The sequence below is a fragment of the Kribbella sp. NPDC049227 genome (assembly GCF_043197265.1).
Lineage (GTDB): Bacteria > Actinomycetota > Actinomycetes > Propionibacteriales > Kribbellaceae > Kribbella.
The window spans coordinates 131,434-153,477 of record NZ_JBICST010000011.1 but is presented as its reverse complement, the minus strand read 5'-3'; the positions used below and the strand labels follow the sequence as shown (position 1 = coordinate 153,477).

The window sequence follows — 22,044 nt, the reverse complement described above, 5'->3', positions numbered from 1 at the left end:
CGCGGATCGTCCCACCACGTCAAGACACCGGCCAACCATTTACAACGCACCCGGGCTCCACCGCGATGCCGCACTCTTGTAGCGCCCGGAAGATGGCGCGCGCCACGCCGATCGGCTGTCACCCCGGCAGTTGCCCTCCGGATCCAAGGAGCTCGGCGAACCGACACACACAACCACACCACCCGCGCCAACCACACCAGCACGTGACCCCACTCCGCACACGCCGCCGAAGGCGGCCAAAGGACAGCCGCCGCGAAGCGGGGTCCTTTGCGCGCGGTGTTTTAGCCCTTGATGGCGCCGCCGAGGGCGAATGCGCCGCCTAGCTTCTTGCTGAGGAGGAGGTACAGGAGGAGGACCGGCATCGTGTAGATGAGGGAGTACGCCGCCAGTTGCCCGTAGTTCGGCTCGCCGTACTGCCCGAAGAACGTGAAGATGCTGACCGAGGCCGGCAAGCGTTCGGGCGACAGCAACAACATGAACGGGACGAAGAAGTTCCCCCACATGCCGATGAAGGTGAAGATCAGCACCACCGCGATCCCGGGCCACATCAGCGGCAGCACGATCCGTGCCAGCGCCTGCATGTTGCCGGCACCGTCCACCCAGGCCGCTTCCTCGAGCGAGATCGGTACGCCGTCCATGAACGTCTTGGTCAGCCAGATCGCGAACGGCAGCGAAGCCGTCGCCATGAACATGATCGTGCCGCCGAGCGTGTCCACCAGGTTCAGCTGCACGAACAGGCCGTAGACCGGCACCATGACGGCGGTGATCGGCAGCCCGGTGCAGAACAGGACGGTCAGCAGGAACGGCCGGTTGAACTTCGACTTGAAGCGGGACAGCGGGTACGCCGCCAGTACCGCACAGATCATCGTCAGCAGGGCCGCACCACCACACAGCACGATGCCGTTGAGCACCGGCCGGTACGTCGTGTCTGTGTTCAGCACCGCCTTGAAGTTGCCGAGCGTCGGATGCGTCGGGAACTCGACCCGCAGACCCGCGGTCCGGTTGATCGACGCGAACAGCACCCACAGCAACGGCAGTACGAACAGCACGCCGATCGCCAGCAACACCAGGTTGGCGGCCAGCTTGCTGATCCGGTCGCGGGCTATCACGCTGCCTCCGAGTTGAGTCCACGCAGGTAGATCAGCGAGAAGACCGCGCCGATCGCGAGCATCACCAGAGCGATCGCCGTACCGTAGCCGATCTGGGAGAAGCTGAACGCCTGCTCGTACATGTACAGCGGCAACGTCTGGCTCTTCGTGCCCGGGCCGCCGCGGGTCATCGCGTAGATCAGGCCGAAGACGCTCAGCGTCTGCAGCGTGATCAGCATCAGGTTGGTCATGACCGCCCGGCTGATCATCGGCAGCGTGACGAACAGCAGCCGCCGCCAGCCGGAGGCGCCGTCCATCTCGGCGGACTCCTCGATCTCCTTGGGTACTTCGCTCAACGCGGCGGAGTACACGAGCATCGAGAACGCCGTACCGCGCCAGATGTTGGCCAGCGACACCGCGATGATCGGTGCCGCGTACAACCAGTCCTGGCCGGGCAGGCCGACCGCGTGCAGCATCACGTTCAGCGTGCCCTCGTCGTTGAAGAACGCGCTGAGCAGGTACGCCGCCACCACCTCGGGCAGCACCCACGCACCGATGACCGCGGTCCCGACGAAGTTGCGGACCACCTTCGTGGACCGGCGCATCAGCAGCGACAGGCCGAGCCCGAGTGTGTTCTGGCCGATGATCGCGGAGATCAGCGTGAACACCAGGGTCAGCCAGATCGCGTTCGTGAACGCGCCGCTGCCGAAGGCCTTACGGAAGTTGTCCAGGCCGACGAACTTCACGTTCGCCGCGCCTGTGCCGGTCAACGCCATGTTGGTGAACGCGGCGTACAGGCAGTAGATGATCGGGCCGGCCAGGAAGACCAGCATCAACCCGATCGCCGGGCTCAGTGGCAACATCCGGAACAGCTTCGCGGCCTTCGGCCGCCCGCTCTTCCCGGCGGACTTGCCGGGAGGAGCGGACGCGGCCGAAGTGGGAGCGACAGTCGTCGTCACAGGGGAGATTCCTTCGCCGGGCCGGGGTTACTGGCCCTGAGTGGTCTTGTCCTTGCCGACGATGCCTTCGACTGCTTCGTCGTACGTCTTCGCGGCATCATCCGGCGAGGACTGGCCGGTCATCACCGCCTCCATCGCGGTGATGATCTCGTTGGAGACCTTCGGGTACTCGGCGTACGCCGGGCGGTACACGGTGACGGAGACCAGGTCGGTGAAGAACTGGGTGCTCTTCGAGGAGCTCTTGTACCCGGCGTCGCTGGCGACGTCCTTGCGGACCGCGATCTGCGCGCCGTCGGTGGCGTACTTGGCCGCGTTCTTCTGGGTCTGCAGGGTCTTGATCAGGTTCCAGGCCGCGTCGGGGTTCTTCGACTTGGCCGGGATCGCCCAGGTCCAGCCGCCGGAGAGGCTGACCTTGCCCTTGCCGCTGCCGTCCTGGGTCGGCATCGCGGTCTGGCCGAGCACCTCGGTCCACTGCGGCCACGGCTTCGCACCGGTCTTCTGCCAGTTGCCGTAGATCCAGGAGCCGTCCAGCGCGATCGCCAGCTTGCCGCCCGGCAGCAGTTCGGTGCCGACCTTGCTGCCCATGTTCGGGTCGAGCGCCTGCTTCGGCGACGGGCCGAGGCCCTCGGAGTAGACGGTCTTGACGAAGTTCAGCGAGTCCTTGAAGCCCTGGCTGCCGACGACCCACTTCTGCTGGTCGTTGTTGTACAGCGTGTCCTTGGTGCCGTACAGCAGCATCTCGAAGCCCTGCATGGCCGAGGCTTCACCCATCGGCTTGCCGGAGTACACGTTCATCGGGATGACGCCGGGGACCTTCTGCTTGATGGTCCGAGCAGCCGACAGGACGTCGTCCCAGCTCTTAGGCTGCCAGTCGGCGGGGAGCCCGGCCTTCGCGAAGAGTTGTTTGTTGTACCACAGTGCGCGCGTGTCGGTGCCGTCCGGAATGCCGTACGTCTTGCCGTCCAGCGCCTTCGCGGCGCCCTTGGCGGTGTCCTCGAACTGGCCCCACTGGTCCCAGTTCTTGATGTAGTCGTCGAGCGGCCGCAGGTAGCCCGCGGTGATGTCGGAGTTGATCAGGAAGGTGTCTTCGTACACCACGTCCGGGGCGGTGTTCGGCGACCGCATCATCAGCTGGAGCTTGGTGTAGTAGTCGTTCTCGCTGGCAACGATCGGCAGGATCTCGACCGTCGAACCAGGGTTGGCCGACTCGTACTCGGCCTTGACGCCGGTGAGGAAGTTCTTCATCACCACGCCCGGGCCCCACTGCTGGTACGCGATCTTGATGTGCGCCGGGCCGGCGCTCTGCGAGCCGCCCGCCTCCGGCTGCTTGGTCGTCGACCCCTGGCTGCAGGCCGAGACCGCCAGCAGCAGCAACGCGCTCACAGCGGCCGCTGCCTTGAAACGTTTCCTTGTCATCACGTCCACCTTCGGGCAATCGTTGTCATCCCGGTACCCCGACCGAAACCCAGCGGTCAATGTCGCGACGGTAGGAGGCCCGGGGCCGGGAAGTCAATGCTTGACAGACAACGTTGTCGCCGCCCCTACGCCTCGACGCGGCCACCGGACCGTAACAATCCGATCACCGCGCCGGGGCTTTGTTCAGACAGTCACGGGCTTTGCCTCGCGACGGGCGTGTACGACGCGCTGCGACCTCATCGCGCCGAGTGAACAGAACAGCAGCCCGGCGACCACCCAGCAACCCAGGACGAGCAGCGGCCGGCCGACTCCGGCGCCGTCGAAGAAGCTCACCGAACGTAGCGCCGTACCCGCGGCACCTGGCGGCAAGAGCTGACCCAGAGCGCCCCATCCGCTCGGCAGCATCTCGGGTGCACTCGTCAGACCTGACAGCGGGTTACCGAGCAACATCATCACCGCGGCCCCGAGCGCGAGCCCCGCCGTACCGAGCAGCCACTCCAGACCGAGCAGCGTCAAGCTGACGCCCGCGATCGACAAGGCGATCACGCCGGAGTTGGCCAGATAGCTGCCTTCGAACGAGCCGAGCCAGTACTGCAGTACGGCGGCCAGCGCGAGACCGCCTGTGATCGAGAACACGAGGGCACCGACCATGCGCCGCCGACCCGATCGCACCAACTGGGTCAGCGCGCCGGCCGCGATGATCCCACCGAGCACGAGAGGCAATGCACCCGCAGCCAGACCGGCACCCCGCGGGTCGTCCTTCGGCAGCGGTACGACGTCGGTCACCCTTGGCGGGTTGTCCGGCGACAAGCGGCCCGACATCTGCGTGAGGATCTGCGCCACCGCGGGAGCACCGGCTGACGCGGTCAGCAGCTCGGGCTGCTGCGGGTCGAGCACGATCGCGCCGTACACGTCCCGATCCTGGATCTTCTGCACCGCGGTGGCCCGATCCGGTACGGCGGTGACCTCGAAACCACCGGGCATCGCCTGCTCGAGACCGTTCTCGACCTGGGCGACGGCCGGCGCGGGACCGGCCACGGCGAGCGGGACGTTGCGCGGTTCGGACCGTGCGGCCGGCCAGGCGAACGCGATCAGCAGGACAGTGAGCAGTGCGGTCAGCATGAGTACGACCGCGACCACAGGCGGCCGACGGCGGTCGCCCTGCACCTCAGCGGACATGAGGAGGACTCCTTCATTAAAACCGAATGATCGTTCTTTATTGATTCGAGCCTGGAACACCGAGGGGCGGCTTGTCAAGAACGGACATTCGTTTTATGTTCGCGCTATGCCGAAGGTCACTGAGGAACACCGCCTGGCGCGCCGGGCGCAGATCGTCGCCGCGGCCCGTACCTGCGTGGTCGAGCAGGGTTTCCACAAGACGACGATGGCCGACGTGATCCGTGAGTCCGGCCTGTCCGCCGGTGCGGTCTACGGCTACTTCAAGAGCAAGGAGGAGATCGTCGCCGCCATCGCCGAGGAAGCCCTCGGCACCGTCGACGAACTTTTCGAGAAGATCCTCACGACCGAGCACCCGCTGACCCCGCTGGCCGCGCTGGAGGCGGCGCTCAACCACGCGGTCACCATCGCCGAACGGCCCGGCGGCGACGTCACCAGGGTCGCGGTCCAGGCGTGGGCCGAGGCGCTGCACAACCCCGCCATCCTGGATATCGCCGGCGGCAAGTACCTGCTGCTCCGGGAGCACTTCGAGGACGTCGTACGCCGGGCCCAGGCCGACGGCACCGTCGACCCGGACACCGATCCCAAGTACATCGCCCAGGTCATGTTCGGCATGCTGCCGGGTTTCGTGCTCCAGCGCCTGCTCATCGGCGACGTCACCCCGGACACCTACGCCGCCGGGCTGAAGGCTCTGTTCCGCCCCTAGCAGGGGTGGACTTTCACCCACCCTGAGCGGCGGTCCAGCACCCTGGGGAGACCGGTCCCGGCTCCGTAGCGTCAACGGCATGACGAAGACGACGCGACGGATGAGGCGCGCGCAGGAAGCGGCCGCCACGAGCGAGCACTCGGTGCTCCTGCAGGACGTACGACGGGTCTACGGTCGCGGCGGCAACGCGGTCACCGCCCTCAACGGCATCTCCATCGGCTTTGCCCGCGGCACCTTCACCGCGGTGATGGGACCGTCCGGCTCCGGCAAGAGCACGTTCCTGCACTGCGCCGCCGGTCTCGACCGGCCGACGTCGGGCAGCGTGCTGATCGACGGCCAGCCGCTGGCCGACCTGAACGAGCGCAAGCTCACCGAGCTGCGCCGCGACCGGATCGGCTTCGTGTTCCAGTCGTTCAACCTGCTGCCCGCGCTGACGGTCTGGCAGAACGTCTGCCTGCCGCTGGAACTGGACGGCCGCCGCCCGAACCGCGCCGCGGTCCGTCAGGTCCTCGACCGCGTCGGCCTCGGTGATCGCCACAAGCACCGCCCCGGCGAACTGTCCGGTGGTCAGCAGCAGCGCGTCGCGATCGCCCGCGCGCTGGTCGCCCGCCCGGCGGTGATCTTCGCCGACGAGCCGACCGGCGCCCTGGACACCCAGACCGCGGCCGACGTCCTTCAACTGCTGCGCGAGCCCGTCCGCACGCAGGGCCAGACGGTGGTGATGGTCACCCACGACCCGGTCGCCGCCTCGTACGCCGACCAGGTCGTGTTCCTGGCCGACGGCGTACTGGCCGGCAGTCTGTTCGCGCCGACGGCCGAGGCCGTGGCGGACCGGATGACCCACCTCGGTGCGCGGTCCAACCTGCAGGTCGTGGCCCGATGATGCGCCTGGCCGTCCGCACTCTGCGCTTCCGCAAGGGCGGCTTCATCGCCACTTTCGTGGCGGTCGTGTTCGGTACCGCGATCGTGATGGCCTGCGGCGGTCTGATGGAGACCGGGATCCGCTCCAACGTCTCCCCCGAACGTCTCGCCGCCGCCCCTATCGTTGTCACCGGCAAGCAGTCGCACCTGCGGCCGGGCGCCGAGGACGCGACAGCGTTGCCCGAGCGTGTCGGCGTGCCGGCCGACCTTGTTTCCAAGATTCGTTCTGTCGAAGGGGTTTCGGACGCGATCGGCGACCTGACCTTCCCCGCTTCGGTGATCGGATCCAGTGGTCTCACGGTTGCTGAAGGCCACAACTGGTCCTCCGCAACACTGGCGCCGTACAAGCTGACCTCCGGTCGTGCGCCGACCGCTGGTCAGGTGGTCAGCACGACAGCGGGTACGAAGGTCGGTGATCGGGTCACCTACGTCATCGACGGGAATCCTGAAACTTTCACGGTCAGCGGTGTGGCGCGGGGTCCTGCCGGGGATGCGTTCTTCTCCGATCATGAGGCCCGGGAGTTGGCCGGTAATCCCGCGCGGTTCGCGGACGTCGGCGTACTGCTTGCTCCTGGCACCGATGTCGACGCGGTGAAGGACCGGATCAAGGCGATCGACGCTGGCATCACTGTGAGCACCGGTATCGACCGTGGTCTGGCCGAGCACCCCGGCACCGACGCGCAGCGTGTCGCGCTGATCTCGATCGCCGGCTCCTTCGGCGGCATCGCGGCGATGACGATGATGTTCGTGGTCGCGTCCACGCTGGCGCTGTCGGCACAGCACCGCGAGCGCGAGTTCGCCCTGCTGCGCGGCATCGGTACGACGCCCGGCCAGGTTCGCCGGATGATCCTTGGCGAGTCCATGCTGGTGTCGATCCCGGCGGTCCTGGTCGGCGTGGTGCCTGGCGTCTTCCTGGGCCGGTTCCTCTTCGAGGAGTTGGGCTCGCACGGCGTCGCGTCGCCGGTGATCGAGTTCTCCCAGGGCATGATCCCGTTCGCGGCCGGCGCGGGCGCCGCCATCCTCGCGGCCATCGGTGCGGCCCTGATCGCGGCCCGCAAGTCGGCGAAGATCAAGCCGGTCGAGGCGCTGGTCGAGGCGTCGCTGCAGCGGAAGTGGTTCGGCTGGATCCGTCTGCTCTTCGGCCTGCTGGCCCTCGGCGGTGGACTGGCGCTGCTGATCGTCACCGCAGCCGTGATGACCGGTCCACTCGCCGGTGCCACCGCCGGACCGTCCGTCCTCTGCTGGGCAATCGGTGTCGCCTTGCTCGGGCCCTTCTGGACCAAGGCCGTGCTCGCGATCTGGCGCTGGCCAGTGCAACTGCTGACCCGGGTGAACGGGCGGCTGGCGATCCGCAACGTCACCGCACGATCTGTCGCGATGTCGGCCGCGGTCATGCCGGTGATGCTTGCCGTCGGCATCTCGACCGCCAACCTCTATATGCAGACCACTCAGATGGATGCGGCGTCCCAGGCCTTCACCCGTGATCTGAAGGCCGACACCGTGCTGGTTTCCGAGGCCGGTATGTCGACCGCCCTGGTCGACCAGGTCCGTGCGGTTCCCGGTGTGGCGAGTGCCTCGGCGTTCGTCCGCAGTACCGGCGTGATCGACGAGCCTCGCAACGCTCCGTTCGACGAGGACGGTGCGCCGCTGCTGGGCGTCGATGCCCAGGGCAAGGACGGTACGGCGCCGGTGCAGTTGACCAGCGGATCGCTTGCCGGCCTGACCGGATCGACCGTGGCGCTGCCCGACTACGTCGCGGGCAAGATGGACCGTGGAGTCGGCTCCGAGATCACCATGACACTCGGCGACGGGACGTCGGTGAAGCTGCGGGTGGTCGCGACGTTCGCGGCCGAGCGCGGCTACGAGAGCATCATCCTGCCCGCCACGCTGGTCGCCGCGCACACCACCGACGGTTTGACCCGGCAGATCCTGGTTCGCTCCGCAGCAGGTGCCGACGTACGGCCGGCGCTCGCGAAGGTGGCTGCCGCGCATCCCGGCGTACAGGTTGCCGATCGGGACACCCTGGTCGCCGCGAACGCCGAGGATCTGCAGACGCAGGCGTGGGTCAACTACATGCTGGTCGGCATGCTGATCGCGTACACCGCGGTCTCGGTCGTCAACACGCTGGTCTCCACCACGTTGCGACGCCGCCGCGAGTTCGCTCTGCAGCGGCTCACCGGTTCGACCCGCATGCAAGTCCTCCGCATGCTTACCACCGAGAGCACGCTGGTCACCCTGGCCGGCATCACTCTCGGCACCCTGGTCGCCATGGCCTGCTTGCTCCCGTTCTCGGCCGCCGTCTCTACCAGCGCGATCCCCACCGGACCACTGTGGATCTTCCTGGTGATCATCGGCGCCGCCGCCGTACTCACCTTCGGCTCAACGCTCCTCCCAGCCACCGCCGCCCTCCGCCACTCCCCCACCCAACCCACCCACGCCGACTGACCAAGCCAGCCAGGTCAGCAGAAGAGGAATCGGATCGCCCGCCAGCTCCTCGCCGGTCCATTGCTCGGAAACTTTTCGCCGCCTGAGGGCAACTTGTTTCCGCGTTGTGCACCGATCAACCACCCCAGGCTCGCTCAGGTGGCTGGCGAGTGGATCTAGCGGTCGGGTGTGGGCTCGGCGACTGGTTGGAGGGCGAGGGTGGTGGCTTGGATGATGGCTGCGTTGGTGCGGATCCAAGTCGAGAGGACGACCTGCAGGTCCTCGAGATCGCGTTCCTCCAGGATCACGCCAGGGACCGGAACACTGGCGCCCAGCTCGGCCAGGACCGGGCGCAGGTGCTGGTCGGCGAGGAGTTTGTGGCTGGGCGCAGCAGACACAGTGACCGGTACCACGACCGCTCCCGCCAGTGCCTGCGGAGGTAGTACGTCGAGGAAGCTCTTCAGCAAGCCGGTGTAACTCCCCTTGTACACAGGCGTCGCCAACACCAGCACCGACGCCGACGTGACCAGATCGATCGCACTCTCCAACGCCGCCCGCTCGACCGCCTCCCGCTCGAAGATCGCCGGCGCGAACGTCACCAGGTCGACCAGTTCGTCGATCCGGTACGGCGTACCGAGCTCGGAGGCGAGCAACTCCGCAACCGACGCCGCGGCCGCGGCCGTCCGCGAGCCCGGTCTCGGGTTGCCGACCACGGTGACGACTGACTGCGGCCAGACCGGTGGATCCGGAACGACCTGCGGTTCGAACGCGACTGAAGGCATCTGATCCAGCTCCTGAACTCGGTGGTGATGGATCGAGCCTAGTCAAAGTCGAGCGCTCTACTTGACTTTCTCAGATACCGAACGCCGGCCGCGGAGCTTCACCACCACGAACCACATCACCGCCGCGACCGCACCGGCGATCACGACCCACTGGAAGACGCCCACCGACGACTCCACGACATGCCACCGCTCACCGAGCTGGTAGCCGGCGACGATCAGCAACGAGTTCCAGATCAGGCTCCCCAGTGCGGTCAGCAACAGGAACAACGCCACCGGCATCCGCTCCACACCGGCCGGAACCGAGATCAGGCTGCGCACCACCGGCACCAATCGACCGATCAGCACTGCCTTCGACCCGTGCCGGGTGAACCAGGTCTCGGCCTTGTCCACGTCCTCGAGTTTCACCAGCGGCAACTTCCGCGCCACCGCTCTGGTGCGATCACGGCCGAGCCCCGCACCCACGCCGTACAGGGCGAGCGCGCCGACGATCGATCCGAGCGTGGTGAACACGATCGCGCTGACCAAGCCGAGATCGCCGCGACTGGCCGCGAACCCTGCCAGCGGCAGGATGACCTCACTCGGCAACGGTGGAAAGAGATTCTCCAGCGCCACCGCAAGGCCGGCACCTGGCGCACCGAGCCGCTCCATCAGGTCGATGGCCCAGCCGGCCACTCCTCCGGTCGGTTCGTGGGTCGCCTGCAGCGCGGTCATCATCACCTGATTCGTCGTGAACATGCGGACGACGGTAGGTGCGCGAACACCCTCCACACACTGGGGCCAACCGCCGTCCCGGGCCGGGTTTTCCACCGTACCGACCGGGGGAAAACCCCACCCCGCTCAGCCGAACCGTGGCCCGAGGAACAGCCCGCCGGTGGCGTCCAAGGTCTGCCCGGTGATCCAGCGAGCATCGTCGGAGGCGAGGAAGGCGACCACCTCGGCGACGTCCTCGCCGCGACCGAGCCGGCCGAGTGAGGTGTTCTGCGTGACGAAGTCGACGAGCCCCGGGGTCTCGAAGAACGCGCCGTTCGCCTCGGTCCGGGTCGCGCCCGGCGACACCGCGTTGACAGTGATGTTCCGGGGACCAAGCGCATGCGCCAGCGTCATGGTCATCGTCTCCACCGCACCCTTCGTCATCGCGAACGACGTCTGGATCGGGTTCGCGAAGCGAGTGGCACCCGACGAGAGCGAGATGATCCGGCCACCATCGCGCAGTACCGGAAGCAGCCGCTGGATCAGGAAGTACGGCGCTCTGACATTGACGGCGAACAGTCCGTCGAACGCCGCCTCGGTGTCGGTCTCGATCGGACCGGCCGGAGGCGCCGCCGCGTTGTTGACCAGCACATCCAAGGACCGGCCGGCCAAGCCGTCCGAGAGCTGCCCGAACACCTCGTCGACATCACCCGGGACGCCGAGCTCAGCCCCGATCAGAAAGCCACGACCCCCGATCCGTTCAAGCGTTTCCTCAGCGCCCGCCTTGTCGCGGTGATAGTGCACCGCCACCTCGGCACCCGCCGCAGCCAGCCGCTCCGCGATCGCACGACCGATCCCGCGCGAGGCGCCGGTCACCAACGCCACCCTCTGGTTCATGTTAGAAACTATCATGTTGTTAGTATCTACCACATGAGTCTGAGGGACCGCCAGCGAGCCGAGACCAGGCACCGGATCCAGCGACAGGCGATCAGGTTGTTCGTCGACCGCGGGTACGACGCCACGACTGTGAACGACGTCGCCGCCGCGGCCGGTGTCTCCGCGATGACGGTCTACCGGCACTTCCCCACCAAGGAAGACCTCGTGCTGTACGACGACTTCGACCAACTGGCCGCGGCGACGATCAGCGAACTTCCCGCGACCGGCTCACTGGCGGACCGGATCGGCCGCACGGTGCTGGCGACGTTCGACCTGGCCGGCACGCACGATCGGGAGATCCTGCTCGACCGGCTGCGGCTGATGATCTCGACACCGGCCCTGCAGGCCCGCCACCTGGACAGCCAGTACCGCCTCCAGGAGGCCTTCGTCACCGGAATCGGCGCCGGCTCCGACGACCCCACCGCCGAGTTCCAGACCCGCGCGGCCGCCGGAGCCGTCCTCGGTGTCGCCTACACCGCCCTGCTCCGCTGGGCCGCCGAGGACGGGAAGAGCAGCCTGCCCGAACTCTTCCGCGAAGCCTTCACCAGCACCTTCGGGCAATCGCTCTGAGTGGACCGCCGACGTATATTCCTCACATGGCAACTACGTTCGAGGTGCTGGCGGAACCGCGGCGGCGGGAGATCCTCGACCTGTTGCGGACCGGCGAGCGGCCGGTCGGGGAACTCGTGGAGCAACTGGAGCTGAGCCAGCCCGCGGTGTCGAAGCATCTGAAGGTCCTGCGCGACGCCGGGCTGGTGGAGGTCCGCCAGGACGCACAACGCCGCTGGTACCGCCTCCGCCCCGCGCCGCTCGCCGAGATCGACGCCTGGCTCGAGCCGTACCGCGACCTGTGGCACAACCGCCTCGACGCCCTCGAGGCTCACCTCGACAGGATGGACTGAATCAGGTCAGCTCGGGGACTCGCAGATGGGCGATGACGAGTTCGAACTCACCCGTGTCGAGCACCTGTGCGCCGGCATCCTTGCTGGTGGCGGCGCGCATCGAGGCCGCGGCCTCGCCGTTGGCGTCCATCGCCTCCCGGCTGTCATAGGTCACCGACGAGACGGCGCTGCCGGACGCGCGGTCGACCAGCAGGCTGGCGCTGCAGAACCCGGCCAGGTCCTCGAGCCGCGGCAGCGAGGCCAACCGGTAGACGTCGATCGCCCGCTCCAGCTTCGCCGGGTCGACCTTCACCCACGTCGCCCGGATGCACGCACCGGCGACCGAGCGGTGATCCCGATGCAGTACGGCGATCTCCCACTCCTGAACCTGCGGACTGCCACCGAGGGTCCGCGCGAGCCGCTCCCGGACCGGCCGCAACTCTTCGTCGGTCGCACGCATCGCCTGCTCCGACCGCCACGCGGTGGTGGTGATGCACCGGCCGGACTCCCGGTCGGCCATCATCGACAGGCCGATACAGCCCTCCATCTCCAGGAGAGTGGGCATCACGTCGTCGCGCACCTGTGCGACGCCCGCGTCGATCGACATCAGCATCGCATTGATCGTGGTGGAACGCGCGTACATGCTCCACCCCCTTACCGTCAGGGCGGCACCCCGGGCAGTGCCACCGGTCTGATCCCACAGTCCTCCGCCTGCACCACCAGCACAAGGGACGGATGGTTGACTGGCCCGATGGGAATCCCCGGCACCTCCGACGCCGAGCTCGGCCAGGCGCGCGCCACCCGCTGGTGGGTCCGCGGACGACGGATCGGATCGATCGAGCGGGCCGCGAAGTTCGTCGACGACGTCGGTTTCGCGCTGCTCTTCCCGGCGCCGCGCACCGTCGTGCCCTCGTTGTGGGAGGCGGTCGCCGGCGAGGACGAGGAGCCGTTCGGCAGCGGCATGGGCACGAACGAGCAGCGCGTCTGGACCTGGAAGGACGAACTGCCCCGGCGCGGCCTCGCCTGGTACGGCGCCTTCCTCGGCAGCCGCGGGTCCTTCCTGTCGCCGGAGCTGCTGAGGGCGCTCTACCCAGCGCCGGGCGACCCCAGCGACCACCTGTTCCTGGAACTGTCGCCGACGGCCCACGAGATCGCCGACGCGATCGCGGCCGAGCCGTTGCCGAGTGCCACCCTGCGGGCCCTGATCGGCAACAAGAGCCGCTATCAACGGGCGATCACCGAGCTGCAGCGCAATCTGCTGGTGACCACCGCGGGTGTCCACGAGACCGGATCCGGCTGGCCGGCGGCGCTGATCGCGCTCACCTGTCATCAGTTCGACGTCGGTGGCGCCACCGATCACATGCTGGCCGCCGGACGATTCCTGGACACCATGGTCGCCACCACGCCAGGCGAGCTCGCCCGCGCCTTCCGGTGGCCGGTGGCGCAGGCGCGAGCCCTCCTGGAAGAGCAGGTCGACGCCGGTCAGGCGACCTTCGACGGCGTCCGGTACGTGGCCGGTTAGCGGACCTCGGCCAGGTCGAAGACGTTGCCCTCGGGATCGGCGAGCGTGATCCAGTGGGTGCCGTACTCGTCGTGTTCGTCGTGACGCTTCGCGCCGAGTGCGATCAGCCGGTCGACCTCGGCGGACCAGTCGGCAGTGGCCAGGTCGAGGTGCAGCCGGTTCTTGCCGACGCGCGGCTCGGGGACCTGGAGGAACATCAGCGTCGGACCGCCCGCCGCCTTGTTCACGGTGGCGAAGAACTCGTTGCCGCCGGCATCGACCTCCGACGACAGCACGCCGGCCCAGAAGGTGGCGAGCGCGGTGGCGTCGGAGCTGTCGAAGACGACGTTCTCGAGAGCGATGGGCATGGATCAGCCTTTCGTGACAGGGGATGTGGGGATCTGCCGGATCGGCCAGCAGATCTCGGTGCGGTAGCTCGCCGGGTCGGGGCCGTCCCCCGGGCCGACGACGTACAACTCACGGATCGGGCCCGGCGCGACCTCACAGTGCTCCGCGACATGGCTGCCGAGAGCGCCGTAGCTGCGGTCGAAGTCGGTGAACGGCCCGCTGTGGACGGCGATCGCGAAGAACCCGCCGGGAAGATCGACCAGTTCGACACCTTCGGCCGGCGCCTGGTCCGGCGCGACCGGCAGGAACGCGACAACCTGACCGGAATCCTCGGTGAAGAACTCATCGCTGTACGTCGCTCCCGACGTCGCGACGATGCCGTCGCGGGCGGCGATCGCGCCGAGCCGCCCGAACGCGAACTCACACCATGGCCCGATCCCCTCCCGCTCGACGTGACCGGAGACGCCGTACGCGCGGAACGCGGGGATGAACCGGTACTCGACGGCGAGCTCGGCCGGCTCGAGGGTCAGCATCTCGCGGAGCGAGGTGACCACGTCACGGGTGTGGGCGAGCTCCCGCTCCATCCGGTCCAGGTGCGCGCGGAGCGTCTCCTCCCGGGTGCCACCGTCGGCCGCGTCGACGACCGCCCGGACCTCCGGCAGCGGCATCCGGAGCTCGCGCAGTCGCCGGATCAGCTGGGCGACTTCGACCTGGGTCGTCTCGTACCGCCGGTAGCCGGACGACGGGTCGACCGACGCCGGCGCGAGCAGGCCGATCTCGTGGTAGTGATGCAGGGTCTTCACACTCAGATGGGTCAGGCGGGAGAACTCGCCGACCGTCACCGTTGCCGTCATGACCCCACCATCCACCCTCCGGTAACCGGAGAGTCAAACCGAAGCCGGCGCCGCCTGGGGACGAGGCGACGCCGGCTCAGGGTTGGTAAGGATCAGCCGCGGTAGCGACCGATCACCTTGGTGTAGTCCCAGGCCTGCTGCGGTACGCCGGAGCAGGTGTCCGCGCCACCGCCGTTGCACGGCCGGTCGCGGTTGACCGACCAGAACGTGAACCGGGCGAGGTGGTGCTCGCTCGCGTACGACAGCATCGACTCGAAGTCGGACAGGTTGACCCGCTCACCGGCGACGTCGGTGATCCCGTTCATCGACGAGATGCCGATCTTGCGGTACGCCGCGTCGTCGCTCAGGCCGTACGCCGACTTGACCTGGTTCTTCAGCCCGTCAGCCGCCTGCCGGGTCAGCGTGCCCATGTTGGTCGAGCCACCGCCGAAGTCGAACGGCATGATCACCCAGCCGTCGAGGTTCAGCCCGGAGGCCGCACCGCGCCGGATCAGGTCCTGGCCGTTGCCGTCCGGCCCGGACGTCGTCGTACCGAAGGTCAGGTACGTCGCGATGCCGGGGTTGTTCTGCTCGACGATCTTCAGCGCGTCGATCACCTTCTGCCGCACCGCGGCGCCGGCGATCTCCTGGTCCTCGATGTCGATGTCGATCGCCTTCAGCGACAGCGCGTTGATCACCTTCTGGTACGCGCCCGCCAGCTCGCTCGCCGACCCACAGCTCTGCCCGAGCTTGTTGCCGGACCAGCCACCGATCGACACGACGGCGTCGCCACCGTTGGACCGGATCGTGTTGAGCGCCTGCTGGTCGACTCCGCCCGTCAGCGGCCGGTTCCCGTCCCATTGAGGGTTGCAGTAGCCGTTGGACAGGATGAACGCCATCGTGAACCACTTGACACCGGTCGCGTTCATCACGGTCGCCGGGCTGGGCGGACTACCCCAGCCCTGGTAGAGGTACGGCGCTGCCGCCATCGGAGCACCGCCCGCCGGTGGCGGACCATCGTCTGCCGCCGGGACGTTCCACTTCTGGTTCGCCGCTCCGGTGCACGTCCACAGTTGCAGCGGAGTGCCGTTGGCAGAGTTGTTGCCCGTGACATCGAGGCACTTGTTCGCCTGCGGGTTCACCAGGTCCCGGCCAGACGTGTACGACCACTGCTGGGCGGCACTGCCGTTGCAGGTCCACAGCTGCACCTTGGCGCCGTTGGCAACCGACCCGCCGCTGACATCCAGACACTTACCCAATGCGGTCAGCGTCCCGTTCGAGTTCCGGCTCCAGCTCTGCGCACTGGTCCCGTTGCAGTCGTACAGCTGGACCTGAGTGCCGTCCGCGCTGCTCGCCGCAGCGATGTCCGCGCACTTGCCGGCCAGGCCGGTGATCGTCCCGGTCGCCGCCTGTGCGGGCGCGGCCGACATCAGTAGGCCGGCACCCAGCACCAGAGCCGCGGCGACTGCCGCTACCCGGCGCATCAGACGTTCCACTTCTGATTCGCGGCGCCGGTGCAGCTCCACAGCTGCAGCGGCGTGGCGTTCGCCGAGTTGTTGCCAGTGACATCAAGACACTTGTTCGCCTGGGGATTCACCAGATCTCTCCCACTTGTATAGGTCCATTGCTGGGCGGCACTTCCGTTGCACGAATAGAGCTGAACCTTCGCTCCGTTGGCGACCGAGCCGGCGTTCACGTCGAGGCACTTGCCGAGGGCACGGATCGTCCCGTCACCCGGGCGCTCCCACTGCTGCGCGTTCGAACCGTTGCAGTCGTAGAGCTGCACCGCCGTACCGTCCGCCGAGTTGGCACCGGCGACGTCGATGCACTTGCCGGCCAGGCCGGTGATCGCGGAACCGGTGCCGCCCCCGCCACCCTGTGTGCCGGACCAGGTGAAGGTCGCCGAGGTCTTGGTCGGCAGCGTGTAGACGAAGGACTGGCTGCCCCAGTTCACCCGCACCGACTGCGAGCTGCCGGTGGTGTTGAACGCGATCAGCGCCTTCGAGCCGTCCGGGTTCTTCCACGCCACGTTCTTCACCGAGTTGTTGGCACTCGAGTCGATCCGCAGCGCACCCGGCTTCACGAACTTGGTCAGGTGACCCATCGTGTAGTACTCGACGGTCTTGGTGACCTGACCGCGCTGGCTGTCGTTGCGGTGCACGGTGACGAGGCCGGTGCAGACGTTGCACCCGGCACCGACGTACGGGAGCATGTTCTCGTCCTGCGCGAGGCTCCACTTCACCCACGACTTGTCCCAGTTGCGGGTGTAGTCGATCAGGTTGTTCATGTCCTCGACCTGCTGGTTCGGGATCCAGGTCCCGCCGGAGTGCTCGGTCATGTACGCGTTCACGGTCGGGTACTGGTTGTGGATCTGCGTCTGCAGGTTCACGTCACCGCCGTACCCGTGCCAGGCGATGCCACCGAACAGCGGGTCGTTGCGCAGGCCGGCGTCGGCCAGCGGGACCGAACCGAGGTCGTTGTAGTTGCCCCAGTTGTAGTCCAGGACCAGCACCTTGGTGGTGATCCCGGCCGCCCGGAACGCCGGGAACAGGTGGTTCTTGGTGAAGTTCAGCAGGCCCGCGCCGTTCCAGTTCATCGACGCGTAGCCGGTGTCGTCGGTGCCGCAGCAGGTCGGCTCGTTCTGCACCGAGACGTAGTCGATGTGGTTGCCCTGGGCCTCGTTCTGCTGGATGTACTTGACGAAGTACTGCGCGTACATCGGGTAGTACTCGGCCTTCAGCCAGCCGCGGTTGGTGAACTTGTTGTTGTCCTTCATCCAGGCCGGCGCGCTCCAGGGCGCACCCTTCACCTTCAGCGCCGGGTTCAGCTGCCTGGCCTGCTTGGTCAGCGGTACGACGTCCGCGAGGTCGTGCTGGATGCTGAAGTCGTTGAGATCGCAGCAGGTGTCGTCGTACGAATAGTTGAAGCGGGCCAGGTCCGAGGCGCCCATCGGGTTGCGGGTGAAGGCCAGGCCGATCCCGTTGACCGGGTCGAACAGGTCCTTCATCACCTGGTCGCGAGTCGCCGTGGAGATCGTGTTGCTGCTGTTCAGTAGCCAGGCGGCGCTGTCGGTGAACGACGCGCCACCCCCTTCGAACGACTGGTACGTCGTGTTCTCGTTGACCGTGATCGTCTGGTTGGCCGAGCCGCCGGCCGGGCCGAAGTTCACCGGCGTCTGCTGCTGCAGACCGCGGGTCACGTTGCGGCCGGCCGAGTCGTTGGTGGTGGTCAGCCAGATGTTGACCTGCTCACCGGCGGCCTGGGCGGGTGGGGCGGTGCCGAATCCGAGTCCGGTAGCGGCGACGCAGACTGCGGCCAGCGCCACCGGCAGGATGCGTCGTCGCCTGGGGCGGGCGCGACGAAGTGTCCCGTTCGCGGGCATGGGGCGGTTCTCCCTTGTTCAGAAGGGTTCTGGAGACATCAGGGAGTTGTCGGCGTCTGCCCGCGCCGCAACAGGTGGTCACCATGAGGTAACCATCGGTGCATGCCGGTGTCAACGGGATGCCGAGACTTTTTTCATGTCTTTTATTTAGTCCCGGCCTTGACGTGAGAGCGTTCCCACACCAAGCTGCGGCCATCTCTTCTCCGACCGCCCCCGCGAGAAATGAGGCGTCATGAAGCGTTCCCGCATGGCTGCGTTCGTCGCGATCGGTGCCGCTCTGGTCGGCACCACCCTGCTCCAAGCACCTGCCGAGGCCCGTCCGCAGGCCGCCGCCGCGCCCACGGCGACGATCTGGGAGGACAACTTCGACGGCCCGGCCGGCCAGGCCCCCGATCCCGGCAAGTGGCGCTACGACATCGGTGGCTCCGGCTGGGGCAACGACGAACGGCAGTACTACACCAACAGCACCCGGAACTCCGCGCTCGACGGCCAGGGCAACCTGGTGATCACGGCCCGCCAGGAGAACGGCGGCTTCCAGTGTCACTACGGCCCGTGCCAGTACACGTCGGCCCGGTTGCTCACCGCCCAGACCTTCACCCAGACGTACGGCCGCTTCGAGGCCAGGATCAAGATCCCTGGCACACAAGGGGTCTGGCCCGCGTTCTGGATGCTGGGCGGCGGCAACTGGCCGAACGACGGTGAGATCGACATCATGGAGAACATCGGCCGCGAGCCGAACATCGTGCACGGCACGATCCACGGCCCGGGCTACTCCGGTGCCGACGGCATCGGCGCGGCGTACAACTCTCCGGACGGACAGCCGTTCCGCAACGGGTTCCACACCTACCGGGTCGACTGGGAACCGAACTCGATCACCTGGTACGTCGACGGCCTCCAGTACCAGCGCCGCACGCCGGCCGACCTGAACGGCAAGACCTGGGTCTACAACCACCCGTTCTTCATGATCATGAACGTCGCGGTCGGCGGCTACTGGCCGGGCTACCCCGACGGTTCGACCGTGATGCCGCAGACGATGACGGTCGACTACGTCCGCGTCTCCGACGTCGGCAGCAGCTCCGGCGGTTCGCGGATCACAGGCCTGGCCGGGAAGTGCCTGGACGTCGCCGCCGCCAACACTGCCGACGGCACGCCGGTCCAGCTCTACGACTGCAACGGGACCGGGGCGCAGCAGTGGACCCGTCCCGGCGACGGCACGATCCGTGCCCTGGGCAAGTGCCTCGACGTCAACGCCGGATCGGTTGCCGACGGCGCCAAAGTCCAGCTCTGGACCTGCAACGGCTCCGGCGCCCAGCAATGGACGTACTCCGCCGCGCACGACCTGGTGAACCCGCAGGCCAACAAGTGCCTCGATGTCACCGGCAACAACTCGGCCAACGCGACCCCGGTCCAGACCTGGACCTGCACCGGCGCCGCCAACCAGAAGTGGACGGTCTAGCGGCGCGGAGGTACGACGCCTCCGTCGCGCAGTAACCGCAGTACAGGAAGGGTCGCGGCGCCGAGAGCCACGGCGTCGCGGCCCAACTCGCACAGGACGATCGAGACCTGCGAGTACGGCTGCTGCAACGCGTGCCGGCCGACTTCCTCCCGCAGTTGCGGCAGATAGCGCTCCCCCAGCAGCAATCCGGCCCAGCCCCCGAGGACGATGCGCTCGGGATTGACCAGGTTGACCAGGTTGGCGAACCCCGCTGCGAGGTAGCCGACGGTGTCCGTCACGACAGTTGCCGCGGCCTCTGAGGTGCTCACCGCATCGAGGACCCCGACGAACGCCGTCTCCTCGTCGCCGGACAGTCCCGGCCCGTCGAGTTCACGGTAGCGGCCGAGCACGCCCTCCGCACCGACGTACGCCTCCAGGCAACCTTGCGCACCACAGCGGCACCGGCGGCCGCCGTACGCGATCGTCATGTGGCCCCATTCGCCCGCGCTGCTGCGCGTTCCGCGGTAGCTCGACCCGTCCGCGACCAGGGCCGCGCCGACGCCGGATCCGACCAGCGCCACCACGGCGTCCGTCGCGCCCCGGCCGGCCCCGAACCACATCTCCGCCTGGCCGAGCGTGTTCGCGCCGTTGTCCACCTGGATCGGGATATCGGTGCCCTCGGCAAGCATCCCGCCGAGCGGTACGGCGTCCCACCCGAGCGTCTGCGCATGCACGACGGCATCGCCCTCGACGATCCCGGCCACCGCGACGCCGAGACCGAGGACCTGCTCCGGCCGGACACCGGCCTCGGCAAGCACCGCACCGAGGCCCGCCAGCACGTGTTTCACGACCATCGCCGGTGTCGGCGAGTGGATCGGGTGGTCGGCGCGGGCGAGTACTCGCATCGCGAGGTCGAACAGTTCGACCCGTACGCGGGTCTCGCCGACCTCGGCGCCGACGACATACCGGAACGTCGGGGACACTCGCAGCAGGACGCGTGGCCGACCGCCTTCGGACTCGACCGAGCCGGCCTCCTCGACCACGCCTTCGGCGATCAGTTCGGAGACCAGGTTGCTGACACTGGCCGCGCTCAACGACGTTCGGGTACTCAACTCCTGACGGCTGAGCGGGCCGTCGCGGAAGATGCCGGTGAGGATCACCGACCGGTTGGACCGGCGCATGTCGCGCACAGTGGTCCGCCGAACGTCCATGCCCTGCCCCTACCTGGTCCGGCCCCAGGCAGGCCGCTCGCCCCGAGTCCATCACGCCGTACCGGCGGCCCGGAAGAGGCGCCTTCCTCCAAGTTGTGAATTAAGCCGCGATTCGTTACCACCCTGTGATTGACGACCCCGCGTCGTCTCCGCTTCACTCTACGGAACCGCTTCCGAAACCGGTTCCGTCACCGGTCCCGGACTGGACCCCGACCGCCCGAGGGGAGTCAGCATGTCGATCACCATCGCCGATGTCGCGGCGCGTGCCGGTGTCAGCAAGACCACCGTGTCGCGCGTGCTCAACGGCAAGGGCGAGCTCGATCTGCGGACCGCAGAGCGGGTCCGCCAGGTGATCGCCGAGCTCGGCTACGTGCCGAGCGCCCGCGCGGTCGGCCTGGCCCGTGGCCGGACCCGGATCGTCGGCATGCTGGTCCCTTCGCTCACCTGGCCCTGGATGGGCGAGGTGCTGCAGGGCGCCGTCGACGTGGTCGAGAGCGAGGGCTACGGACTGCTGCTGTTCACCTTCAACCGGGGTGAGGAGTCGATGCACCAGTTCGCCTCGCAGGTCTCGGCCCAGTCGTTCGACGGCCTGCTGGTGATCGAGCCGGAAGGCACCCTCACCTACATCGAGCAGTTGCACGCGCGCGGCCTCCCGGTGGTCCTGATCGACGACCGTGCCAAGCGCCCGCAGTTCCCGTCCGTCGCCACCACCAACTACGCCGGCGGTGAGTGCGCCGCCCGGCACCTGCTGGAGCTCGGCCGGCACCGGCCGCTGGTGATCACCGGTGTCGAGCGGTTCGGCTGCACCCACGAACGCCTGGACGGCTTCCGCGACACCTACGCCGAAGCCGGTATCGAGCTCGATCCGAGACTCGTGTTCGAAGGCGATTTCACCCACGAGAGCGGACGCCGCGGCATCCAGCACGCGTTCGACCAGCGTCTCGAGTTCGACGCCGTCTTCGCCCACAACGACCTGTCCGCCGGCGGTGCCATCCAGGCCGTCCGCGAGACCGGGCGGAACGTGCCGAACGACGTGTCGGTGATCGGCTTCGACGACATCCCGTACGCCGAACACACCGAACCGCCGCTGACCACGGTGCATCAGCCGATGCGCCAGATGGGCCAGGCGTCCGCCCGGATGCTGATGGGCTACTTCGGCGGCACCCCGCTGCCCGACGAACCCCAAGTGCTGCCGACGACCCTGATCGTCCGCAGCTCAACCGCCCCGAAAGCCGCCCCGCGGACCGCGTCCAGTCCCGCCCCCAGGGCCCGGTCCCACTGAGACTCCGGTGGCGGGGCAGCTGCCCCTGTCCCGCCGCCGGCGTACCCCCCGATATCGATCCGTTAAGGCGTCA

The 22,044-nt window shown here is 67.8% G+C and carries 21 protein-coding genes; 8 read left to right on the top strand and 13 right to left on the bottom strand.

Annotated features, from left to right (window positions below; translation table 11 throughout):
• Positions 1 to 281: 281 nt before the first annotated feature.
• The 4 genes from ACGFH6_RS41640 to ACGFH6_RS41625 form a co-directional block, all read right to left on the bottom strand.
• Positions 282 to 1,109, bottom strand: coding sequence for a carbohydrate ABC transporter permease (locus ACGFH6_RS41640; protein WP_393396304.1), 828 nt, complete (start codon positions 1,107 to 1,109; stop codon positions 282 to 284).
• Complete coding sequence (locus ACGFH6_RS41635; RefSeq protein ID WP_360444609.1) at positions 1,106 to 2,047, bottom strand: sugar ABC transporter permease; 942 nt, start codon at positions 2,045 to 2,047, stop codon at positions 1,106 to 1,108. Before ACGFH6_RS41635 ends, ACGFH6_RS41640 begins: the two co-directional genes overlap by 4 nt.
• A 27-nt stretch (positions 2,048 to 2,074) precedes the next feature.
• Complete coding sequence (locus tag ACGFH6_RS41630) at positions 2,075 to 3,463, bottom strand: extracellular solute-binding protein (protein ID WP_393396301.1); 1,389 nt, start codon at positions 3,461 to 3,463, stop codon at positions 2,075 to 2,077.
• A 183-nt stretch (positions 3,464 to 3,646) separates the two neighbouring features.
• Positions 3,647 to 4,642, bottom strand: coding sequence for a hypothetical protein (locus tag ACGFH6_RS41625; RefSeq protein WP_393396299.1), 996 nt, complete (start codon positions 4,640 to 4,642; stop codon positions 3,647 to 3,649).
• Positions 4,643 to 4,748: 106 nt separating this feature from the next.
• Here ACGFH6_RS41625 and ACGFH6_RS41620 point away from each other — a divergent pair, with 106 nt between their 5' ends.
• The 3 genes from ACGFH6_RS41620 to ACGFH6_RS41610 all read left to right on the top strand — a co-directional run bounded on the left by ACGFH6_RS41620 (position 4,749) and on the right by ACGFH6_RS41610 (position 8,711).
• Positions 4,749 to 5,345, top strand: a complete 597-nt coding sequence (locus ACGFH6_RS41620; protein WP_393396297.1) for a TetR/AcrR family transcriptional regulator — start codon at positions 4,749 to 4,751, stop codon at positions 5,343 to 5,345.
• A gap of 100 nt (positions 5,346 to 5,445) precedes the next feature.
• Entirely contained in the window at positions 5,446 to 6,228 is a 783-nt protein-coding gene (locus ACGFH6_RS41615) for an ABC transporter ATP-binding protein (RefSeq protein ID WP_393396641.1), read from the top strand.
• The gene (locus ACGFH6_RS41610; RefSeq protein ID WP_393396295.1) at positions 6,225 to 8,711 is read left to right on the top strand and encodes an ABC transporter permease; all 2,487 of its coding nucleotides are present in this window, start codon (positions 6,225 to 6,227) and stop codon (positions 8,709 to 8,711) included. Before ACGFH6_RS41615 ends, ACGFH6_RS41610 begins: the two co-directional genes overlap by 4 nt.
• 155 nt (positions 8,712 to 8,866) lie before the next feature.
• Here the strand turns inward: ACGFH6_RS41610 and ACGFH6_RS41605 are convergent, their stop codons facing one another.
• The 3 genes from ACGFH6_RS41605 to ACGFH6_RS41595 form a co-directional block, all read right to left on the bottom strand.
• Entirely contained in the window at positions 8,867 to 9,472 is a 606-nt protein-coding gene (locus ACGFH6_RS41605) for an NADPH-dependent FMN reductase (protein ID WP_393396293.1), read from the bottom strand.
• Between the two features lie 57 nt (positions 9,473 to 9,529).
• The gene (locus ACGFH6_RS41600; RefSeq protein ID WP_393396291.1) at positions 9,530 to 10,207 is read right to left on the bottom strand and encodes a DedA family protein; all 678 of its coding nucleotides are present in this window, start codon (positions 10,205 to 10,207) and stop codon (positions 9,530 to 9,532) included.
• Between the two features lie 102 nt (positions 10,208 to 10,309).
• A complete protein-coding gene (locus tag ACGFH6_RS41595) occupies positions 10,310 to 11,059 on the bottom strand; it encodes an SDR family NAD(P)-dependent oxidoreductase (protein WP_393396289.1) in 750 nt (249 codons plus the stop codon).
• 33 nt (positions 11,060 to 11,092) lie between these two features.
• Here ACGFH6_RS41595 and ACGFH6_RS41590 point away from each other — a divergent pair, with 33 nt between their 5' ends.
• A complete protein-coding gene (locus ACGFH6_RS41590) occupies positions 11,093 to 11,668 on the top strand; it encodes a TetR/AcrR family transcriptional regulator (RefSeq protein ID WP_393396287.1) in 576 nt (191 codons plus the stop codon).
• A gap of 26 nt (positions 11,669 to 11,694) precedes the next feature.
• Entirely contained in the window at positions 11,695 to 12,000 is a 306-nt protein-coding gene (locus tag ACGFH6_RS41585) for an ArsR/SmtB family transcription factor (RefSeq protein ID WP_393396285.1), read from the top strand.
• A 1-nt stretch (position 12,001) separates the two neighbouring features.
• Here the strand turns inward: ACGFH6_RS41585 and ACGFH6_RS41580 are convergent, their stop codons facing one another.
• On the bottom strand, positions 12,002 to 12,622 hold the full coding sequence (locus ACGFH6_RS41580) for a hypothetical protein (RefSeq protein WP_393396283.1): 621 nt from the start codon (positions 12,620 to 12,622) through the stop codon (positions 12,002 to 12,004).
• Positions 12,623 to 12,730: 108 nt separating this feature from the next.
• Here ACGFH6_RS41580 and ACGFH6_RS41575 point away from each other — a divergent pair, with 108 nt between their 5' ends.
• Positions 12,731 to 13,501 (top strand): hypothetical protein, encoded by a 771-nt coding sequence (locus tag ACGFH6_RS41575; protein WP_393396281.1) that lies wholly within the window; start codon positions 12,731 to 12,733, stop codon positions 13,499 to 13,501.
• Here ACGFH6_RS41575 and ACGFH6_RS41570 read toward each other — a convergent pair.
• The 4 genes from ACGFH6_RS41570 to ACGFH6_RS41555 form a co-directional block, all read right to left on the bottom strand.
• Positions 13,498 to 13,848 (bottom strand): VOC family protein, encoded by a 351-nt coding sequence (locus ACGFH6_RS41570; RefSeq protein WP_393396279.1) that lies wholly within the window; start codon positions 13,846 to 13,848, stop codon positions 13,498 to 13,500. The genes ACGFH6_RS41575 and ACGFH6_RS41570 overlap by 4 nt on opposite strands.
• Positions 13,849 to 13,851: 3 nt before the next feature.
• A complete protein-coding gene (locus tag ACGFH6_RS41565; RefSeq protein WP_393396277.1) occupies positions 13,852 to 14,682 on the bottom strand; it encodes a MerR family transcriptional regulator in 831 nt (276 codons plus the stop codon).
• A 92-nt stretch (positions 14,683 to 14,774) separates the two neighbouring features.
• Complete coding sequence (locus tag ACGFH6_RS41560; RefSeq protein ID WP_393396275.1) at positions 14,775 to 16,145, bottom strand: ricin-type beta-trefoil lectin domain protein; 1,371 nt, start codon at positions 16,143 to 16,145, stop codon at positions 14,775 to 14,777.
• Positions 16,145 to 18,043, bottom strand: a complete 1,899-nt coding sequence (locus ACGFH6_RS41555; RefSeq protein ID WP_393396273.1) for a ricin-type beta-trefoil lectin domain protein — start codon at positions 18,041 to 18,043, stop codon at positions 16,145 to 16,147. The genes ACGFH6_RS41560 and ACGFH6_RS41555 overlap by 1 nt, the downstream gene beginning before the upstream one ends.
• A gap of 232 nt (positions 18,044 to 18,275) precedes the next feature.
• Between ACGFH6_RS41555 and ACGFH6_RS41550 the strand changes: the two genes are divergently transcribed.
• Positions 18,276 to 19,499 carry a ricin-type beta-trefoil lectin domain protein gene (locus ACGFH6_RS41550; RefSeq protein WP_393396271.1) on the top strand — a complete coding sequence of 408 codons (1,224 nt, stop codon included), beginning with the start codon at positions 18,276 to 18,278 and terminating at the stop codon, positions 19,497 to 19,499.
• On the opposite strand, the gene ACGFH6_RS41545 is transcribed toward ACGFH6_RS41550, so the two are convergent.
• Positions 19,496 to 20,689, bottom strand: coding sequence for an ROK family protein (locus tag ACGFH6_RS41545; RefSeq protein ID WP_393396269.1), 1,194 nt, complete (start codon positions 20,687 to 20,689; stop codon positions 19,496 to 19,498). The two genes, ACGFH6_RS41550 and ACGFH6_RS41545, sit on opposite strands and share 4 nt — an antisense overlap.
• A gap of 232 nt (positions 20,690 to 20,921) precedes the next feature.
• Here ACGFH6_RS41545 and ACGFH6_RS41540 point away from each other — a divergent pair, with 232 nt between their 5' ends.
• Complete coding sequence (locus ACGFH6_RS41540) at positions 20,922 to 21,971, top strand: LacI family DNA-binding transcriptional regulator (RefSeq protein WP_393396267.1); 1,050 nt, start codon at positions 20,922 to 20,924, stop codon at positions 21,969 to 21,971.
• The last annotated feature ends 73 nt before the right edge of the window (positions 21,972 to 22,044 follow it).

Excerpts from the sequence above, each read along its gene's own strand:
- ACGFH6_RS41575 (WP_393396281.1), top strand. The coding sequence starts at position 12,731 with ATGGGAATCCCCGGCACCTCCGACGCCGAGCTCGGCCAGGCGCGCGCC.
- ACGFH6_RS41555 (WP_393396273.1), bottom strand. The coding sequence starts at position 18,043 with ATGCCCGCGAACGGGACACTTCGTCGCGCCCGCCCCAGGCGACGACGC.
- ACGFH6_RS41590 (WP_393396287.1), top strand. The coding sequence starts at position 11,093 with ATGAGTCTGAGGGACCGCCAGCGAGCCGAGACCAGGCACCGGATCCAG.
- ACGFH6_RS41565 (WP_393396277.1), bottom strand. The coding sequence starts at position 14,682 with ATGACGGCAACGGTGACGGTCGGCGAGTTCTCCCGCCTGACCCATCTG.
- ACGFH6_RS41570 (WP_393396279.1), bottom strand. The coding sequence starts at position 13,848 with ATGCCCATCGCTCTCGAGAACGTCGTCTTCGACAGCTCCGACGCCACC.
- ACGFH6_RS41560 (WP_393396275.1), bottom strand. The coding sequence starts at position 16,145 with ATGCGCCGGGTAGCGGCAGTCGCCGCGGCTCTGGTGCTGGGTGCCGGC.
- ACGFH6_RS41545 (WP_393396269.1), bottom strand. The coding sequence starts at position 20,689 with ATGGACGTTCGGCGGACCACTGTGCGCGACATGCGCCGGTCCAACCGG.
- ACGFH6_RS41610 (WP_393396295.1), top strand. The coding sequence starts at position 6,225 with ATGATGCGCCTGGCCGTCCGCACTCTGCGCTTCCGCAAGGGCGGCTTC.
- ACGFH6_RS41550 (WP_393396271.1), top strand. The coding sequence starts at position 18,276 with ATGAAGCGTTCCCGCATGGCTGCGTTCGTCGCGATCGGTGCCGCTCTG.
- ACGFH6_RS41585 (WP_393396285.1), top strand. The coding sequence starts at position 11,695 with ATGGCAACTACGTTCGAGGTGCTGGCGGAACCGCGGCGGCGGGAGATC.
- ACGFH6_RS41605 (WP_393396293.1), bottom strand. The coding sequence starts at position 9,472 with ATGCCTTCAGTCGCGTTCGAACCGCAGGTCGTTCCGGATCCACCGGTC.
- ACGFH6_RS41630 (WP_393396301.1), bottom strand. The coding sequence starts at position 3,463 with ATGACAAGGAAACGTTTCAAGGCAGCGGCCGCTGTGAGCGCGTTGCTG.
- ACGFH6_RS41595 (WP_393396289.1), bottom strand. The coding sequence starts at position 11,059 with ATGAACCAGAGGGTGGCGTTGGTGACCGGCGCCTCGCGCGGGATCGGT.
- ACGFH6_RS41580 (WP_393396283.1), bottom strand. The coding sequence starts at position 12,622 with ATGTACGCGCGTTCCACCACGATCAATGCGATGCTGATGTCGATCGAC.
- ACGFH6_RS41620 (WP_393396297.1), top strand. The coding sequence starts at position 4,749 with ATGCCGAAGGTCACTGAGGAACACCGCCTGGCGCGCCGGGCGCAGATC.
- ACGFH6_RS41615 (WP_393396641.1), top strand. The coding sequence starts at position 5,446 with ATGAGGCGCGCGCAGGAAGCGGCCGCCACGAGCGAGCACTCGGTGCTC.
- ACGFH6_RS41600 (WP_393396291.1), bottom strand. The coding sequence starts at position 10,207 with ATGTTCACGACGAATCAGGTGATGATGACCGCGCTGCAGGCGACCCAC.
- ACGFH6_RS41540 (WP_393396267.1), top strand. The coding sequence starts at position 20,922 with ATGTCGATCACCATCGCCGATGTCGCGGCGCGTGCCGGTGTCAGCAAG.
- ACGFH6_RS41625 (WP_393396299.1), bottom strand. The coding sequence starts at position 4,642 with ATGTCCGCTGAGGTGCAGGGCGACCGCCGTCGGCCGCCTGTGGTCGCG.